The sequence below is a fragment of the Flavobacterium sp. RSSB_23 genome (assembly GCF_051547145.1).
Lineage (GTDB): Bacteria > Bacteroidota > Bacteroidia > Flavobacteriales > Flavobacteriaceae > Flavobacterium.
The window spans coordinates 121,033-139,445 of the sequence record NZ_JBPTTO010000001.1 but is presented as its reverse complement, the minus strand read 5'-3'; the positions used below and the strand labels follow the sequence as shown (position 1 = coordinate 139,445).

Below are 18,413 nucleotides of genomic sequence, written 5' to 3'. Positions count from 1 at the left end.
TTTTTTGTACTTTTAAAACAACAAACATTTTGAAAATTAGTTTTCAATCTATTTAGCGATTAACTATGAAAAGAAGTACCCACTATCCTATACATTGGTTTATAGTTTTTCTTTTTACAATCTCCATTTCTTGGGGACAAATAAAAACCTCAACAACTTTAGACGAAGCAATTAATAAAGCTTTAGAAAAAAGTCTCTCACAAAAAAACAAAGAACTAGAAATTGAAAAATTGAATTTACAGGAAAAAGGAATATGGAATAAGTACATTCCAACTGTTGAAGCCAGCGCCATTTATTCCTATTTCGACAATAAACTTACTGTCGATTTACCTACCACACAAATTCCAATAATCAATTATCCGCTTTTTGATGGAAAAACGCCCTTCGATAATTATGGCAATATTTTCAACGGTAGCATTATGGCAAAAACAGTCTTGTTTAGTGGTATGCAAATCCCTAATGGCGCCAAAGCAATCAAAGAAAAAACCAAAGGAACACAATACCTAAAAGATTCCGAAAAAGACCAAATCATCAAAGAGGTTATCAACACGTTTGACCAATTGTCGCTTTTGAAAGCCATTGACACCTTAATCAAAGACAGCAACAATCGCCTTCAAAACGAAGCCAAAAGAGTGCAAAAAGCAATTGAACAAGGCCTAGCAGTTCCCTATGACAGAGACAAAATAAAGCTTGCTGCTTTAGAATTGCAGTCAAAAAAAGTGGAGCTTGACGGAAAAAGAGAATTGATTTATAAAAAAATCACCTATCTAACTGGCTACTCGGCCTCTCAAACTAATATGGTCACTTATGAATTAGAGCCCTACCTAATCATAAACAACCAATTAAACACTGAAAACAAACAAGAAATCAAAGCTCTTGAATCTTTCAAAACAGCTTATGAGTTTTTATTAAAAAAAGAAAAAGGCACCTACCTACCCACAATTGGTGCTTTTGGCGGAGTCTCCTATTCGAGTTTATTCGATGCTAGAGCCACTACTCCAGTAATCACAGGAGTTAATCAAGCGCTTTACTTAGGACTCAATGAATTAACCATTAGCAACAATTGGATGGTTGGTGCCGCCGTAAAATGGGAACTTTTTACTGGTTTTGAAAGACAACACAAAATTCACGAAGCCAAAATAAACATCCATCAACTACAAAATCAAATAGATGACACCAAAGAGAAACTAGCATTACTGCTAGAAAACAATTGGGTAAATTACTCAGTTTTGAATAAAAAATTAGAAATCGCCTACCAACAAGAAAAAATAGCAAAAAACAATTTAAATCTTGCTTCGAAACAATACACACAAGGACTCATCTCTGTCTCTGAACGATTAGAAGCCGAAAATGATTGTTTTAAAAGTGCAGTAAACAAAATCAATACTTTAATTGACCAACGTTTGGCCGCTATAGAAACTATAATAGCCACTGGCGACCTTACCAAACAACTCAACAAACAATAAATCAGATTCTATCCAAAAAATATAGCTAAAGATGAAAAATATACTGATACTATTCCTCGCCTTACTATTATGCTCAAGTTGTAACCGACCTAAAAACAAAGAGCTACTTCAAGGCAAAGTAGAAAACGAACAAATTGCTATTGTTAGCAAAGTACCAGGCAAAATTATTCGCCTATTGGTAAAAGAAGGAGATGTTGTGCAAAAAGGTGATACCCTAGCCATCCTAGATATTCCTGAAGTAGATGCTAAAAAAAGTCAGGCCGAAGGAGCTGTTTTTTCAGCCAAAGCCCAATACAATATGGCAGTAAAAGGAGCTACAGACAATCAAATCAAACAACTAGAAGCCAAACTAATGGCTTTAAAAGAGCAATATCAATTTGCGCAAAAATCAATTCGACGCTTGAACAATATGCTAAAAGACTCTTTGATTCCACAACAAACCTATGACGAAACTTTTGCTAAATATCAAGGAGCTTTAGCGCAATACAACGCCGTTCAAGCCGAATTAGACGATGCTAAAAAAGGCGCCCGAAAAGAACAACAAGAAATGGCATTAGGACAACAAGAGCGTGCTTACGGAGCCTTGCAGGAAGTAGAAACAGCCAACAAAGAGCGATTTGTAATTGCACCTCAAGATATGAGTATCGAAACCATAACTTTGAATCTAGGAGAATTAGCGCTACCAGGTTATACTCTATTCAATGGATTTATAAAAAACAGCACTTATTTCAGATTTACAATCGCAGAAAGTAAGTTAAACCAACTCAAAAAAGGACAAGAAGTAGAGGTTAACATTCCTTACAGCAAACAATCTATCAAAGGAAAAATCACCACTGTAAAACAGTTAAGTTCGTACGGAAATATCGCCACTGCTTATCCTGATTATGAAATGCAAGAAAGTTTGTTTGAAATCAAAATCACGCCTATCCAAATTCAAGACACAAAAGATTTGATTTCTAAAACGACTGCAACTTTATCTTTATAACTATGCAAAATTTCTTTTCCCTATTAAAAAGAGAATTTCAATTGTTTTGGCAAAATAGCGTATTGCGTATGCTTTTTATTGGCGCACCTCTCTTGTATGCCATTTTATTAGGATATGTGTACGGCAAAGGAAAAGTAACCGAATTACCAATATTAGTAATTGATTATGACCAAACGGAAATGAGCGCCAAAGCCATCGAAATGTTCAATGATGATGAAGTAATCTATGTTTCCAAGGTGTTGTATGACCAAAATGATATTGAGAAAATAGCTATTGACCAAGAAGCAAACGCGGTAGTCATCATACCAAAGGATTTTCAAAAAATGGTGTTTACCAAAAAATATCCTGAAATAACCACTATAGTCAATACCGCGAATATTTTGACCGCAAATTATGCCTCGACCGCCATACAAGTTTGTTTAGGCACCCTAAAAGCGGGAGTTCAGATGGAAACCTTACGAAAACAAGGCGTTCCTGAAAAATTAATTTCTTCACAATACGAACCTTTCAAAACAACTTTCTTAAAAAAATACAATCGAAGCACTAACTATATGTATTATTTATGGCCCGGCGTTTTATCGGCCGTGTTGCAACAAGTAATGTTATTGGCTCTGGCCTTATCTTTTGCATCAGAATTCGAAAATGGCACTTTTACCCATTTGGTTCAAAAAAGCAATTCGATTATCCAAATGATGAGCATTAAAATCATTCCCTATTTTGTTATGAGTTTTGGAGTCTGGCTTATCTATTGGTTTTTTACCTTTTATTTCCGAATACCTTTTTTCGAAAATCTTCCAGAACTCACTTTTGTAGCGGGAATTTTTATTCTCTCGGTCTCATTCATTGGGATTCTAGTGAGCATCTTGATTCCTAGTCAACTTAAAGCCACCGAAATCTTAATGGTTATCGCTACTCCTAGTTTCATATTGAGTGGTTTTAGTTGGCCTTTAAGTCAAATGCCCAATTGGGTTCAAGGAATCGCCAATATTATTCCTTTAACCCACTTTTTAAAGGCTTTTCGAGTCCTTATTATTGAAGAAGGTACTTTATCTCAGGTAAAAAGCCCCATTTTTAATATGATTTTAATCGGAGTAATTTGCGCCATATTATCTTATCTAGCCTTGTATTTCAAAAGTAAAAAAGCACTAAAATCAGCATAAAAAAAGGCAAGTGAATGAACCACTTGCCTTTTTGATTACTCCAGAAAAAGTAAATTATTTCTTTTCGATTTCTCGCATACTGTCCATTTTTTTATGAGCAAGGAAACCTTTGATGTCTTCAAAATGTTCTACTACACGTTTATTTCCAAATTCAAAAACTTTTGTAGCTAATCCGTCAAGGAAATCCCTGTCGTGCGAAACTAGAATTAAAGTTCCGTCAAAATCACGCAACGCATCTTTAATAATATCTTTAGTTTTCATATCCAAGTGATTGGAAGGCTCATCCAGAATTAGAAGATTTACGGGTTCTAATAACAATTTAATCATTGCCAAACGCGTTTTTTCTCCCCCAGAAAGCACTTTTACTTTCTTTTGAATATCATCTCCTTGAAACATAAACGCGCCAAGAATATTTTTTATTTGAGTTCGAACATCGCCCACTGCAATCCTATCAATGGTTTCAAATATGGTTGCGTTTTCATCCAACATTGCGGCTTGATTTTGAGCAAAATAACCAATTTGAGCATTGTGTCCAACTTCTACAGAACCTCCATTAATTTCAATTTCTTTCATAATGGCTTTAATCATCGTAGATTTACCTTCACCATTTTTACCTACGAAAGCCACTTTTTGTCCACGCTCAATTACTAAATTGGCATCTTTAAAAATCAACTTATCGCCATACGATTTTTCCAAATCTTTAACAATAACTGGATATTGTCCCGAACGAACCGACGGTGGGAATTTCAATCGTAAAGCCGAAGTATCAATTTCATCTACTTCAATTGGAACAATTTTTTCTAACATTCTCACACGAGATTGTACCGCATCAGTTTTAGAAAAAGTACCACGAAAACGCTCAATGAATGCTTGATTATCTGCAATAAACTTTTGTTGCTCATCGTATGCTTTTTGCTGGTGAACACGTCTTTCTTTTCGCAACTCTAAATAGTGAGAATATTTGGCTTTGTAGTCGTAAATTCTACCCATTGTCACTTCGATAGTTCGGTTTGTAATATTATCTACAAAAGCTCTATCGTGGGAAATTACCATTACCGCTTTGGCTTGATTAATCAAAAAGTCTTCCAACCATTCGATACTATCCATATCCAAGTGATTGGTTGGCTCATCGAGTAGAATCAAATCAGGTTTTGTTAAAAGGATTTTGGCCAATTCAATTCGCATTCTCCAACCACCAGAAAACTCTTTTGTTGGACGATTGAAATCTTCTCTTTCAAAACCTAAACCTTTTAATATTTTTTCGACTTCAGCTTCATAATTAACCTCTTCAATAGAATAATACTTCTCCGATAATTCTGAAACTCTTTCAATCAACTTCATATACTCATCACTTTCATAATCCGTGCGAATCGTTAATTGTTCATTGATATCGTCGATTTCTTTTTTCATATTCAAAACACCCGCAAAAGCTTTGGATGTCTCTTCCATTACAGTACAATTATCTTCCGTCAATAAATGTTGTGGCAAATAAGCTACCACCGCATCACTTGGAGCTGAAATCACACCACGAGTAGGTTTGTTTGCACCAGCAACTATCTTTAACAAAGTAGATTTTCCTGCTCCATTTTTACCCATAAGGGCAATTTTATCAGTTTCATTGATAGCAAATGTAACTTCGCTAAAAAGAGTTGTGCCACCAAATTCAACGGCAATATCGTTTACTGTAATCATTAATTTTAAAAATAAAAGGTTAGAGGTTAAAAATCAGATGATTTCGAACGCCAAAATTTTGAAGGTGCAAAGATAGTTTAAATAAAGAATTGCGCAATTGGTAACCCCATTAACTGCAAAAAAAATACCTCTTCAAAACGAAGAGGTATATCCTATAATTACTAAAGCATCGTCTATTCTTTGCGATACTTTTTAGTTACTTCAAAAACGTGCTCCAAAATTGCTGCTTCCTTTTCATCAAAAACAATATTTCTACGAGACATCACCAACTTGGCAGTTTCAAAAGCCTTTTTAGTCAAATAAGTGGTAAAACCAGAAGCTCCTCCCCAAGAAAAACTAGGTACAAAATTTCTAGGAAACCCACTGCCAAAAATATTGGCACTAACTCCTACTACAGTTCCGGTATTGAACATAGTATTGATACCACACTTACTATGGTCGCCCATCATTAAACCACAAAACTGAAGCCCTGTTTTAGCAAAACCTTCCGTTTGATAGCTCCACAAACGAACTTCTTCATAGTTGTTTTTAAGATTTGAATTGTTACTATCCGCTCCAATGTTACACCACTCTCCTAATACTGAGTCTCCTAAAAAACCATCGTGTCCTTTATTAGAATAAGCAAAAATCACTACATTTTTCACCTCTCCACCTACTCTAGAATAAGGCCCAACAGTGGTTGCCCCATAAATTTTGGAAGCCATTTTAACTTGAGCATTATCGCAAAGCGCAAAAGGACCACGAATCACAGAACCTTCCATAATCTCGGTATCTCTTCCAATATAAATAGGACCTGAGAAGGCATTTAAGGTTACGTATTCTAATTTGGCACCTTCCTCAATAAATACATTTTCGGGTGCAATTACGTTTACACTCTTGGGAATTGGTTGAGAACGTCTGTCTTGGGTTAAAAGCTCAAAATCTTCTCTGATAGCAACATCATTTTTAGAAAAAATGTCCCAAGTATTTTCAATAGTGATACAATCGTCGTTGTATTCTATAATTTCATAAGTATCAAAATCTACTTCTTCTTGATTTTCTGAAGTGTAAAAAGCAATGATTTCGTCTTTCTTGAAAATGGCTTGATTGGGCTCTAAGTTACTTACCAATTCTGCTAAAATTGCATTAGGCAAAAAAGAGGCGTTAATCATAACATTGCCTTCTAATTCCACCATTGGGTATTTATCAGACAAATATTCTTCGGTTAAAGTAGTAGTTGTCGACCCGAGATGCAATTCCCATTTTTGACGAATGGTCATAATACCCACCAGAATATCTGCAACGGGTCGGGTAAAGGTAAACGGCAACAAAGCATTTCGAGCGGGACCGTCAAAAAGAATGTAATTCATAAAAAATTGATTTGGCTATTGTTTCTTTTTCGATTTGGTTATCACGCACAAAGTTAAATCATTTTATGGTATAAATTCTATCCAAACAAAGCGCAAACAAAAAAAGCCTCTCTAAAAGAAAGGCTTTATTGTATTTAAAAACGAGTTAAAATTATTTAACGTGTTTTGCGTATTTAGTTTTGAATTTATCAATACGTCCTGCAGTATCGATAAGTTTAGATTTACCTGTGTAAAAAGGGTGAGAAGTTCTAGAAATCTCCATTTTCACTACTGGATATTCAACACCTTCGTGAATAATTGTTTCTTTTGTTTCAGCTGTAGATTTAGTAATAAAAACATCCTCATTTGACATGTCTTTAAAAGCAACTAATCTGTAATTTTCTGGGTGAATACCTTTTTTCATCTTAAATCTTTTTTTATTGGTTCAATTATAATCTGTTTTGCAGCTTTTCTTCTGAATGAAAAGGTATAAACATCTTATAACTTTTTATTTACACTATTATTTTTGAGTGTGCAAATTTACACTTATTTTTAGATATACAAACCATTGTTGCTTTTTTTTTGCATTTGGCTAAAAAACATTTTTTAATCCACTTTAAATTGGAGAATTCTTATATTTGTGGATTAATTAAAAACCGAACCTATATGATCAATGAAATTATAAAAAAGAATGGAGTTACTTTTGGAGTAATTAATGGAATTGTTTCATGTATGATTATTTCAATCATATATGCAATAGATTTAAATTTATTCCTTAAATGGTGGATTACACTTGTAATTATTGTAATTTCATTAACGTTATCCATTATACTTTTATCAAAAACAAAAAAAGAAATACAGTCCGATTTTTCGTTTAAGGATGCATTTACAACTTATTTCATTTATGCAGCAATTGGTCTTTTGATTTCTACACTATTTAATATTGTATTATGGAATTTTATTGATCCTTCCGCAAAAGAAACTTTGAACGAACTTACTATAAAATATACTGTTTCGATGATGCAAAAATTCAATACTCCTGCGTCTGCAATTAACGAAACAATAAAAGGAATGAAAGAAAATAGTCAATTTGATATAGATTCACAATTGAAAGGTTATTTTTTCAATCTACTTATCAGTTGCATATTTGGTCTTATTATGGCAGCCTTTTTCAAAACTAGAAGATCTTCTCAAGAATAAAACAATTAAATGAATTTAACTATCCTAATACCGCTTCTTAACGAAGAGGAATCCTTACAAGAATTGTACACTTGGATTCTAAAAGTGATGCAATCCAATAACTACTCCTATGAAATCCTTTTCTTGGACGACGGAAGTACCGACAATTCTTGGACCATTATTGAAAATTTCGCTACAACAAATCCCAACGTAAAAGGGATTCGTTTTATGAAAAACTTCGGCAAATCACAAGCGTTACATGCTGGATTTGCTCAAGCCAAAGGTGACGTAATCATCACTATGGATGCCGATTTACAAGATAGTCCTGACGAAATTCCGGGGTTATACAACATGATTACCGAACAAAAATATGACTTGGTTTCGGGTTGGAAAAAGAAACGCTACGACTCGGTTGTAGCCAAAAATCTTCCTTCCAAATTATTCAATTGGGCCGCTAGAAAAACATCAGGCGTAGAACTGAATGATTTCAACTGCGGATTAAAAGCCTATAAAAATGTAGTAGTCAAAAACATTGAAGTTTCTGGCGAAATGCACCGATATATTCCAGTTTTGGCTAAAAATGCTGGTTTTGGAAAAATTGGAGAAAAAGTTGTACAACATCAAGCTAGAAAATACGGAGAAACCAAATTTGGTATGAACCGTTTCATTAATGGTTTTCTGGATTTGATTACCATCTGGTTTTTATCTCGTTTTGGCAAAAGACCTATGCATCTTTTTGGCGCAATAGGCTCTTTAATGTTTATTATCGGCTTTATAGCTGCAGCTTACATCGGAATCTCCAAATTGTATCATATGTATAACGATATGAAATACACTTTGGTCACCAATAATCCTTGGTTTTATATCGCCTTAACAACAATGGTTTTAGGAACACAATTGTTTCTTGCTGGCTTCCTTGGCGAGATTATACTAAGGACAAAAAACAATGAAGCGCGATATAAAATTTCGAATCAAATCAATTTATAACTATATATCATTACAATCTAAACACAATTTATTGTTTCATATAAAATCAATATAAAATGTACATTCCTCAAAATATCCTAGACGCATTAAATGTATGGCTTACTCCAACATTTGACTCAGCTACACAAGACGCTGTAAGAGAATTAATGACAACAGCTCCAAAAGACTTGGAAGAAAGTTTCTACAAGAACTTAGAGTTTGGAACTGGAGGAATGCGAGGTGTTATGGGAGTTGGCGACAACCGAATTAATAAATATACTTTAGGAAAAAGTACCCAAGGTTTGTCCAATTACTTAAAAAGCGTTTTTCCAGGTGAGCAAATAAAAGCAGCCATTGCTTTTGACTGTCGTCACAATAGTAAAACGTTAGCAAAAGTTGTAGCAGATGTATTTTCTGCCAACGGAATCGAAGTGTTCCTTTTTTCAGATTTACGTCCTACACCAGAATTGTCTTTTGCCTTAAAACACCTGAACTGTCATTGTGGAATTGTGCTAACTGCGTCTCACAATCCTCCAGAATACAATGGATACAAAGTATATTGGCAAGATGGCGGACAAATCGTTCCTCCTCAAGACGGAGAAATCATCAATGTGATTGAGAATCTGAAATATGATGAAATTAATTTCACGGCTAACGAAGACTTAATTCATTTTATAGATACAGAAATTGATCAAGCATTCATACAATCCTCTATAGAAAATGCAAGCTTTAATACTCCAGCAACTGCTAAAGAGAATTTAAACATTGTTTTCACCTCATTACACGGAACTTCTATAACAGTTATTCCTGAAACACTTTCCAAAGCAGGATATCCAAATGTGCATATTGTAGAGGAACAAGCTGAACCAAATGGCGATTTCCCAACCGTAAAGTCACCAAATCCAGAAGAACCAGAAGCGCTAACAATGGCATTGGCATTAGCTGACAAAACAAATGCAGATATCGTAGTAGGTACAGATCCTGATTGTGATCGTCTTGGTGTTGCTGTGCGAAATAACGATGGAAAAATGGTCTTGTTAAACGGAAATCAAACGATGATTTTGATGACCGCATTCTTATTAGAAAAATGGAAACAAGCTGGAAAAATTAACGGCAAACAATTTGTTGGGTCAACTATAGTTTCAACTCCAATGATGATGGAACTTGCTACAGCCTACGGTGTGGAATGCAAAGTAGGTTTGACTGGATTCAAATGGATTGCCAAAATGATTAAAGATTTCCCTGAACTACAATTCATTGGTGGTGGAGAAGAAAGTTTTGGTTTTATGGTAGGCGATGCCGTTAGAGATAAAGATGCCGTGGCTGCAACGCTTCTAATTTGTGAAGTGGCTGCACAAGCAAAAGCAAGCGGCAGCTCCGTTTACAAAGAGTTAATCAATCTTTATGCAGATCACGGTTTTTACAAAGAACATTTAGTTTCGCTAACCAAAAAAGGAATGGACGGTTTACAAGCCATTAATCAAATGATGATTGATCTTCGTGAAAATCCTTTAAAAGAAATCAACGGTCAACGTGTAATTATGGTAGAAGATTATCAATCTTCAGTTGCTAAAAATTTGTTGTCTGGCGAAGAATTGACTATGGATATTCCAAAATCAAATGTACTTATATATTATACTGAAGATGGTTCAAAAATTTGCGCTAGACCAAGTGGAACCGAGCCTAAAATTAAATTTTACATCAGTGTAAATGCCGATTTAGAAACAGCTACCGATTTTGATGCCGTAGAAAACATTTTAAATCAAAAAATAAAAAACATTATTGCAGCAATGCAATTGAACTAATACAAATACACCTATTTTTCTGATAGACCCGATAAGACATAGTCCTAATCGGGTCTTGATGCCTAAAACTTATCCCGATGGACGACAATTTCAAAAAAATAATTCCTTTTACAACCCCATATCGTTCGCATGTAATATGGAATGTAATTTTTAATATCCTATACGCATTGTTCAGCACCCTGTCGTTCATTGCCTTAATACCAATGATGAATGTGTTATTTGACACTTCTGAAAAAGTAACACAAAAACCCGTTTACACTTCTATCTTTGAAATCACAAAATATGCGAAGGAATACCTGTATTACTATATCACTTTGCTATCGGAACAAAACGGACCTCAGTTTGCCCTCATCTTGGTTATTGGAATTGTAATCATTACTTTTTTATTCAAAAACCTATTTAACTTCCTTGCTTCGAATCATTTATTGCATTTAAAGAATGGCGTTCTAAAAGACCTAAGGAATGCTATGTACGTAAAAATTATAAATTTGCCAGTATCCTACTATTCTGAGAAAAGAAAAGGAGATATAATGGCAAGAATGCTTGGTGATGTAAACGAGGTTCAAAATTCCTTCTTCTCTATCTTAGAACTTATAGTAAAAGAACCAATGACAATCATTTTCACATTGATTGCAATGATTTCTATTAGTTTTAAGTTAACAATATTCGTATTTATTTTTATTCCTGTTGCCGGAATCTTGATTTCTAAAATAGGAAAATCGCTGAGAACAAAATCTGAAAGAGTACAAGCAGAGAACGGATATTTAATTTCTATTGTAGAAGAATCATTATCTGGTCTTAAAGTAGTTAAAAGCTATAATGCAGAGCAAAGTTTTCAAGACAAATTCAACAACTCTGTTTCTCGTATTTTAAACTTATCCAACAGCATAGGAAAGAAAAATAATTTAGCAACACCTTTGAGTGAATTCCTAGGAATTATCACAATTTGTGTTTTGCTTTGGTTTGGAGGCCAAATGGTTTTAACCGATAAACTTCCTAATGGAAAAGCTTTATTAGATGGAGCAAAATTCTTAGCATATATGGGACTTGCATACAACATCCTAACTCCAGCTAAGGCTATTTCAAAAGCATCCTATCAAGTAAAAGGTGGATTGGCTGCAGCACAAAGAGTTTTTGACGTTTTAGAAGTTGAAAACGAAATCACTTCAAAAGAAAATGCTATTCAAAAACACACATTTGAAAGCAGTATCGCTATCAAAAACATCAACTTCAGATATGAAGACGAGAACGTTTTGAAAAATTTCACTTTAGAAGTAAAAAAAGGGCAAACAGTGGCCTTGGTAGGACAATCGGGAAGTGGAAAAAGTACGATTGCCAATTTACTCACTCGTTTTTATGATGTAAATGAAGGAACCATTGCTATAGATAATCATGACATTAAAGATTTTGATTTACATTCTTTGAGAAGTCTGATTGGTCTGGTTACCCAAGACAGTATTTTGTTCAATGACACGATTAAAGCCAATATTGCACTTGGCAAACAAAACGCCACTGACGAAGAAATAATTGAAGCTCTTAAAATTGCGAATGCCTATGAATTTGTAAAGGACCTTCCTAATGGAATTCATACCAATATTGGCGATAGCGGTAATAAATTATCTGGAGGACAAAAGCAACGTTTGTCTATCGCAAGAGCAGTGCTAAAAAATCCCCCAATCATGATTCTTGATGAAGCAACATCAGCATTGGATACTGAAAGCGAAAAATTTGTTCAGGTTGCCTTAGAAAACATGATGCAAAACAGAACTTCTATTGTTATTGCACATCGACTTTCTACTATTCAAAAAGCAGATGTCATTGTAGTAATGAAAAAAGGAAAAATAGTTGAGCAAGGTACTCACGAAGAATTGATTGCTCTTGAAGGCACTTATAACAAATTAGTAACCATGCAATCCCTTGAATAGTCTAAAATGATTTGTATCTTTAAACTAGATTTTAGTCTTTTTTAAATTTCACAAATGTATTTAGACAACCCCAATATAAAATTACCTGAAGACCCTGAAACTATTGTCTGGAAATACCTAGACTTGTCTAAATTTTTAGATTTATTATTATCCAAAAAATTATTCATGTCTAGGTCCGACAAATTTGAAGACCAATACGAAGGCACTTTTAGCGAACCTACTTTTGAGGAAATCAGAAAACTTTCAATTGACAATCCTGACTTTTTAAATTACTACAAAACGCATCGTGAAAAGGTAGCAATTAGCAGCTGGCATATTAACGAATACGAATCCTTTGCGATGTGGCAAATTTTCACCCAAAACAGTGAAGGATTAGCCATTCAATCAACAATAGGAAGATTGCAAAAGGCATTGCAGCCTGAAGAGCATTTTCAGCAATATATTGGTGAGGTAAATTATATTGACTACAAAAAAGAATACATCCCTTTTGATGATTTATTTTTCCCTTTTTTATACAAAAGAAAAAGTTTTCAGTATGAAAGAGAAGTACGAATTATAAATGATGTAACTCAAAACAACTTAAAACTGAATGATGGCCTAAAAATCAATGTAGATGTTAATCTATTAATTGAAAAGATATACATTCACCCCAAATCAGAGAATTGGTACAAAAATTTAGTTATTCAATTGGTAGCAAAATTGGGATTTGATATTTCTATCGAAAAGTCCGATTTAGAAAGTGACATTCTGATATAATTATATAGGAGAATAACGAATAACTTTCCAATCGTTTTTATTCAAATCAATATAGTTATAATGTAGTACGTCCTTTTGATCAAACTGTCCGTTTTTATTAGTATCTTCAATAGTCCTGAAATACAAACGATTAGAAGCTTCTACCAAATTCCAATCAATTAATTCTTCTAAATCAGTTGCAACTTTTGTAAACTTCTCTCCGCTAATTGTACTCAAATACAACGTATTAATATCATTAGTATCCAACTTACCATCTCTATTGGTATCCGCATCAACCATTGTATAGACCAAAATTTGCTTTTTGATACGATCAGAAACTGTTTTCAAATAAGTCGCGGTTTCAATCAAAATAGGTTTATCAGTTAAGGAATGAATTGAATCTGAATCAATTTTTTGAAATTTTAAGTTCTGTAAAAAACCTGTTATTTCATATTGAGCTACATTACTAATAGTAAAGCTAACATCATTTACAGCTGAAGAACCATATTTGGACTTAGTACCTCTTTCATAAATACGTAAATCTCCTATCGGATGAATCAAATAGTCTGTTCCTTCCATTACAACTGGTAAATCGGCAATTTCAACTTTTGAAGAATCTAGCTTTGGTGCCATTGTGTTTTTTGACGAACTGTCATATATCACTTTGGGTTTTTCTACTTCTTTTTGACAGCTAACTATCAAAAGAACAAAAAACAAACTTCCAATAATCAATTTTTTATTCATCCTAATTGTAATTTATTTTCAAAAGTAAACAATTCTACTAAACTCTAATAGTTAATGTTTTTAAATTGGGTGTAAATAGTAAGCCTAAAGTAGTTAAAAACGTGCATTCAACTTGATGTTAAAAACTCTAGTCGTCATATAATTAGGTATCCCATATTGATTTTTGGTATACACATCACGCACCCAAGTGTTGGTAATAGCATTTTGATTATTAAAGATATTAAATACTTCAACTCCAATGGCCAATTCTTGAAAACTATTGGCCCACTTACCATATTGTCTAGAATTACTTCTATCAACCAGAAGTTTTGAAAAGCCAACGTCGGCTCTTCGGTAATCTCTAAGTCGGCTTTGATACAAATAAGGATCTGCATATGATGGAGAACCGCCGGGCAAACCTGTGTTGTATACCAAATTGAGATACAATTTAACACTCGGAATATTCGGCATATAATCTTGAAAAAGCATTGCAAATTTTAATCGTTGATCTGTAGGACGAGCTATAAATCCTTTTCCACTACTATTTTCTTCGGTTTTTAGATAGCCAAAGCTTATCCATGATTCAGTACCCGGAACAAATTCTCCATTCCATCTCACATCAATTCCTTGCGCATATGCTTTTGCATCATTATTGGCTTGATAACGAATCCTAACATTGTCGATAGTATAGGTATTGACATCAGACAATGATTTATAATAAAGTTCTGTAACCAATTTAAAAGGGCGATTCCATAAATTAAAACCATAATCGTTCCCAAACACCACATGTATTGATTGCTGTGCTTTTACATTTGGTTGAACTATCCCATCACTATCACGAAGTTCCCTATAGGACGGCGGTTGATGATACATTCCTCCAGACAATCGAAACAAAAGATTTGCCTTAGTATTGGGTTTAATAGTAAACTGAGCTCTTGGGCTAACGGTGAATTGTTGGTCACCAGAAACATAGCCCCCTAAAACTTGCCAACTGTGCATTCTAACTCCCAAATTATACCAAACCAAACTAGTTCCTAAATTGGCCTTACGACTCCATTGCAAATATCCTGAAAAACGATTGATAGTATTGAAGTTAATTGCTCTAACATCTTGGTAAGGAGCCAAAGGGCCATTGTAAATTGTATAAGGCTCGTCTTTTTTAGGTAAAAAACGCGGAGGATTTAGAGCAAAACCAGCAGAATCAATTACTTCCCATTCACTAATTCTGTCTCGTATAGATTCTCGAGTGTATTTTACTCCCCATTCGACAAGATTGTTTTTCCAATCATGAATACCTTTAAACTCTGCATTAGCAATTAAGGCATCCAAATCATTTCGAGCATGATTCAATTGCGAACCAATTCCTCTTGAAAACGAAACATCTCCCAAAGTTTCAGAGCCAATGTTGGTATCTACTTCCGCCAATCGATATTCAGCCAAAATATCAAAATGTTCTTTTTCTAAAGTATGGAAAACAGCACCAATAAACTTATACGTTGACACATCCGAAGCTCTAAAAGTAGTTTTTATTGCTCCAAAAAATGTTTGATACTGGTCACGTTCTTGCCCTTCATAAAAAATCAATAACGCTTGAGGATTATCTATCGTTCCAAAATTAGTTCGTCGCGTTAGAGGTTCATAATTGTATTTGTTTTGAGAAATATTTCCTAAAAAACTCCATTGCCATTTTGAAGAAACTTGGAAATTGATGGCTGTTTGTACATCAACAAACGATGGGGTATAATTAGTTTGTGTTTCTTGACTATTCACTAATAAACTATTATTTCTGTAACGAACACCCGTAATTGCTGTCCAACGTTTGTCTTTTGAAATCACATCCAAAGAAGCGCTTCCTCCTAAAAAACTAGCTTCTACCGTTGCCCCAAATTGAGTAGGTTTTCGATAGGTTATATCCAAAACAGAAGATAACTTGTCACCAAATTTACTTTGAAAACCACCTGCTGAGAAATCGATATTCTGAATCAAATCCGTATTCGTAAAACTTAAGCCTTCTTGCTGCCCTGAGCGAATCAAAAAAGGACGGTACACTTCTACTTCATTAACATACACTAAATTTTCATCGTAATTTCCGCCACGAACTGCGTATTGTGAGCTCAATTCATTATTAGAATTTACACCTGCCAAAGATTTCAAAACATTTTCTATTCCAGGATTGGCTCCCGGAATATTCTTTAATGTGGCTGGTTCTATGGTCAAAATCCCTTGAACGCTTTTTTTATTGTTGGCATTTACAAAAACCTCCCCCATCTGCTCTTCTTTCTCGCTTAAAACCAAATTAAAATCAACCACTTCATTTGGAATTACAGTCAAGATTAATGTAGCTTTTTTAAAAGAAATATGACTAAAAACAACCGCTACTTTTTCATTTGAGGGAATCGCTAACGAGTAAAATCCTTTAGCATTGGATTGTGAAGTCAGTCCTTGAATCGTTATATTCACATCATTGACAGGATTTTTTTTATCGTCTAAAATAAATCCTTGTAGTTTTCCTTTTTGAGAAAACATAGGCGACCCGATAAAAACAAGGGTAAAAAAAAGGCAGATTTGGAATACTTTCAAGCGAAGAGCTATTTAATTATTTGACTTCTAAAAAAACGAGTTTCAAAGGTAGTAGAATTTCCCATTTGGTCCACTACAATTACTTTAAGAATATTAGCTCCTTCCGCAACGATTCCATCACTAAAATCGTGAGTGAGTTGTCTAGTTTTATTATCGTATTCCATCAAAATCCATTGGTCATTTAAATAGGCATTGTACGATTTTATTCCAGACAAAGCATCATAGATAGAGAGTTTCAACTCTTTTTGAGCAGTAATCCATTTTCCTTCTATAGGTTTATTAATTTTGATAACAGGATTTACATTATCCAATACAAGACCATATTTCCCTAAGGTTTTTACCTTAGCTGTAAAGGTATTTTCTTTTACAGTGGTTGAATTGTACGAAATACGTCCACCTTCTACTCTACCCAAAAACATTTTTTCCTTTTCTGATGCAGTATGTGTAGTATCCTGAACTTGAATAACAAAATTAGAATGCACTGGAACGGTATCATCGTGCAAGGTCAACACCTTATTGTCTACAGAAAGATTCAAATCAAAATCATTATAAAAAGTATTCGCTGGAAAAGTGACCATCCAATTATCTTTTTCAAAAATATATTCTTTTTTTGCTTTTATAAAATAATTCGAAGGAGTAACTTCTTTTGGAATCACAGTAGCTTTTGTATCATAAGCGATAGGAATTGTGATAAGTGTTTTGTTATTAAAATAATCAGCAACCTCAATACGATAAGTACCCGACAAATTTGGAACTACAGATATCGCACCATTATTACTATCGGTTTTTATGATACTTAAATCGAATGGTTCGGTTCGATACAATCGCTGAATACGTTGTTGAGATTTCTTATATCTTGCATAATCAATTAAAACATTGATGTAACGCATTTCATCAAAAGAATAAGTCCCAAATTGATAGGCATAAGTAGGCGTTCCATTATAAAATGCTTGTACCCCAAAAACACCATTTTTATTAAAGGAAACATCATCCATATCAGTGGCAATGATTCCAAAACCAATTTTTCCATTCGCCATAACAGGGTCTGCAAGATAAGTACCGTCTTTTTGTAGGGTCAAATTAATTGGTACTGGACGTAAAGACTGATTCACGCTAGTTTGGCTATCCAAAGGAAAAGCATAAACCGCAGTAACCTGTGGTTTTTTGGTATCCTTCAAAAAAGAATCAAATCCAAAGAATAAAGGATTGATAATAAATTCGGTTTTAGAATCTCGTATTTCAAAATGAAGGTGTGGACCTTCTGATGCACCCGTATTTCCAGAAAGAGCAATTAGCTGTCCTTTGGTCACAACTAACTCATTTGGTTTAAAGAAAAGTTCTACTTCAAATGATTTTTCTTCGTATTGCCGTCTTTTTATTACTTCTTGAATTGGCCCAACTGCCTTTTGTAAATGTGCATAAACAGTCGTGTAACCATTAGGATGAGTAATATAAATGGTCTTTCCGTTGCCAAAAGTTGAGATTTTGATTCTAGAAACATAACCTTCTGCAGCTGCATAAACAGGCAAACCTTCACGCTGTTGTGTTTTATAATCAAACCCAGCGTGAAAATGATTGGGGCGCAATTCACCAAAATTACCCGACAATTGCATCGGAATATCTAATGGTGAACGAAAATAATCTTTTGGGTACTGATTTTGCGCAGTCAAAACGCAACAAAAAAACAGCAAAAAATACAATAACTTCATTCGAATCTTTTTGCTAAGGTAACCAAAACTGTTAAAAATTAAAAAAAGAAATAAAAACATCAAAAATCTGATTATTAGACAATTAAATATTTTAGCACAAAAAAGACAATAAAATATTGCAATAATAAAAAGGAATACTAACTTTGTAAGATTAAGAAAT

General features: G+C 34.0%; 14 protein-coding genes. 8 read left to right on the top strand and 6 right to left on the bottom strand.

The features are described from left to right. Window positions 1-65 precede the first annotated feature (65 nt). The 3 genes from ACSVH9_RS00665 to ACSVH9_RS00655 are packed head-to-tail and all read left to right on the top strand — an operon-like array spanning window position 66 to window position 3,611. A complete protein-coding gene (locus ACSVH9_RS00665; RefSeq protein WP_438062031.1) occupies window positions 66-1,466 on the top strand; it encodes a TolC family protein in 1,401 nt (466 codons plus the stop codon). Window positions 1,467-1,497: 31 nt separating this feature from the next. After that, window positions 1,498-2,451, top strand: a complete 954-nt coding sequence (locus ACSVH9_RS00660; RefSeq protein ID WP_438062030.1) for an HlyD family secretion protein — start codon at window positions 1,498-1,500, stop codon at window positions 2,449-2,451. Window positions 2,452-2,453: 2 nt separating this feature from the next. Next, window positions 2,454-3,611, top strand: coding sequence for an ABC transporter permease (locus tag ACSVH9_RS00655; protein ID WP_438062029.1), 1,158 nt, complete (start codon window positions 2,454-2,456; stop codon window positions 3,609-3,611). 54 nt (window positions 3,612-3,665) lie between these two features. Here the strand turns inward: ACSVH9_RS00655 and ACSVH9_RS00650 are convergent, their stop codons facing one another. The 3 genes from ACSVH9_RS00650 to ACSVH9_RS00640 all read right to left on the bottom strand — a co-directional run bounded on the left by ACSVH9_RS00650 (window position 3,666) and on the right by ACSVH9_RS00640 (window position 7,055). Then, entirely contained in the window at window positions 3,666-5,303 is a 1,638-nt protein-coding gene (locus ACSVH9_RS00650; RefSeq protein WP_438062028.1) for an ABC-F family ATP-binding cassette domain-containing protein, read from the bottom strand. Window positions 5,304-5,476: 173 nt separating this feature from the next. Then, entirely contained in the window at window positions 5,477-6,652 is a 1,176-nt protein-coding gene (locus tag ACSVH9_RS00645) for a GlmU family protein (protein WP_438062027.1), read from the bottom strand. 151 nt (window positions 6,653-6,803) lie between these two features. Beyond that, entirely contained in the window at window positions 6,804-7,055 is a 252-nt protein-coding gene (locus tag ACSVH9_RS00640) for a type B 50S ribosomal protein L31 (RefSeq protein ID WP_159682559.1), read from the bottom strand. 242 nt (window positions 7,056-7,297) lie between these two features. Between ACSVH9_RS00640 and ACSVH9_RS00635 the strand changes: the two genes are divergently transcribed. The 5 genes from ACSVH9_RS00635 to ACSVH9_RS00615 all read left to right on the top strand — a co-directional run bounded on the left by ACSVH9_RS00635 (window position 7,298) and on the right by ACSVH9_RS00615 (window position 13,262). Continuing rightward, entirely contained in the window at window positions 7,298-7,831 is a 534-nt protein-coding gene (locus tag ACSVH9_RS00635; RefSeq protein WP_438062026.1) for a DUF4199 domain-containing protein, read from the top strand. 9 nt (window positions 7,832-7,840) lie between these two features. Next, on the top strand, window positions 7,841-8,797 hold the full coding sequence (locus ACSVH9_RS00630) for a glycosyltransferase family 2 protein (protein ID WP_438062025.1): 957 nt from the start codon (window positions 7,841-7,843) through the stop codon (window positions 8,795-8,797). A gap of 56 nt (window positions 8,798-8,853) precedes the next feature. Next, the gene (locus tag ACSVH9_RS00625; protein WP_438062024.1) at window positions 8,854-10,581 is read left to right on the top strand and encodes a phospho-sugar mutase; all 1,728 of its coding nucleotides are present in this window, start codon (window positions 8,854-8,856) and stop codon (window positions 10,579-10,581) included. Between the two features lie 77 nt (window positions 10,582-10,658). Beyond that, window positions 10,659-12,506, top strand: coding sequence for an ABC transporter ATP-binding protein (locus tag ACSVH9_RS00620; protein WP_438062023.1), 1,848 nt, complete (start codon window positions 10,659-10,661; stop codon window positions 12,504-12,506). Between the two features lie 54 nt (window positions 12,507-12,560). Next, window positions 12,561-13,262, top strand: a complete 702-nt coding sequence (locus tag ACSVH9_RS00615) for a hypothetical protein (RefSeq protein WP_438062022.1) — start codon at window positions 12,561-12,563, stop codon at window positions 13,260-13,262. On the opposite strand, the gene ACSVH9_RS00610 is transcribed toward ACSVH9_RS00615, so the two are convergent. The 3 genes from ACSVH9_RS00610 to ACSVH9_RS00600 all read right to left on the bottom strand — a co-directional run bounded on the left by ACSVH9_RS00610 (window position 13,263) and on the right by ACSVH9_RS00600 (window position 18,253). Beyond that, window positions 13,263-13,985: a hypothetical protein gene (locus tag ACSVH9_RS00610; RefSeq protein WP_438062021.1), complete on the bottom strand. Its 723-nt coding sequence runs from the start codon at window positions 13,983-13,985 to the stop codon at window positions 13,263-13,265. A gap of 93 nt (window positions 13,986-14,078) precedes the next feature. Next, complete coding sequence (locus tag ACSVH9_RS00605; protein WP_438062020.1) at window positions 14,079-16,490, bottom strand: TonB-dependent receptor; 2,412 nt, start codon at window positions 16,488-16,490, stop codon at window positions 14,079-14,081. A gap of 62 nt (window positions 16,491-16,552) precedes the next feature. Continuing rightward, window positions 16,553-18,253: a M23 family metallopeptidase gene (locus ACSVH9_RS00600; RefSeq protein ID WP_438062019.1), complete on the bottom strand. Its 1,701-nt coding sequence runs from the start codon at window positions 18,251-18,253 to the stop codon at window positions 16,553-16,555. Window positions 18,254-18,413 lie beyond the last annotated feature (160 nt).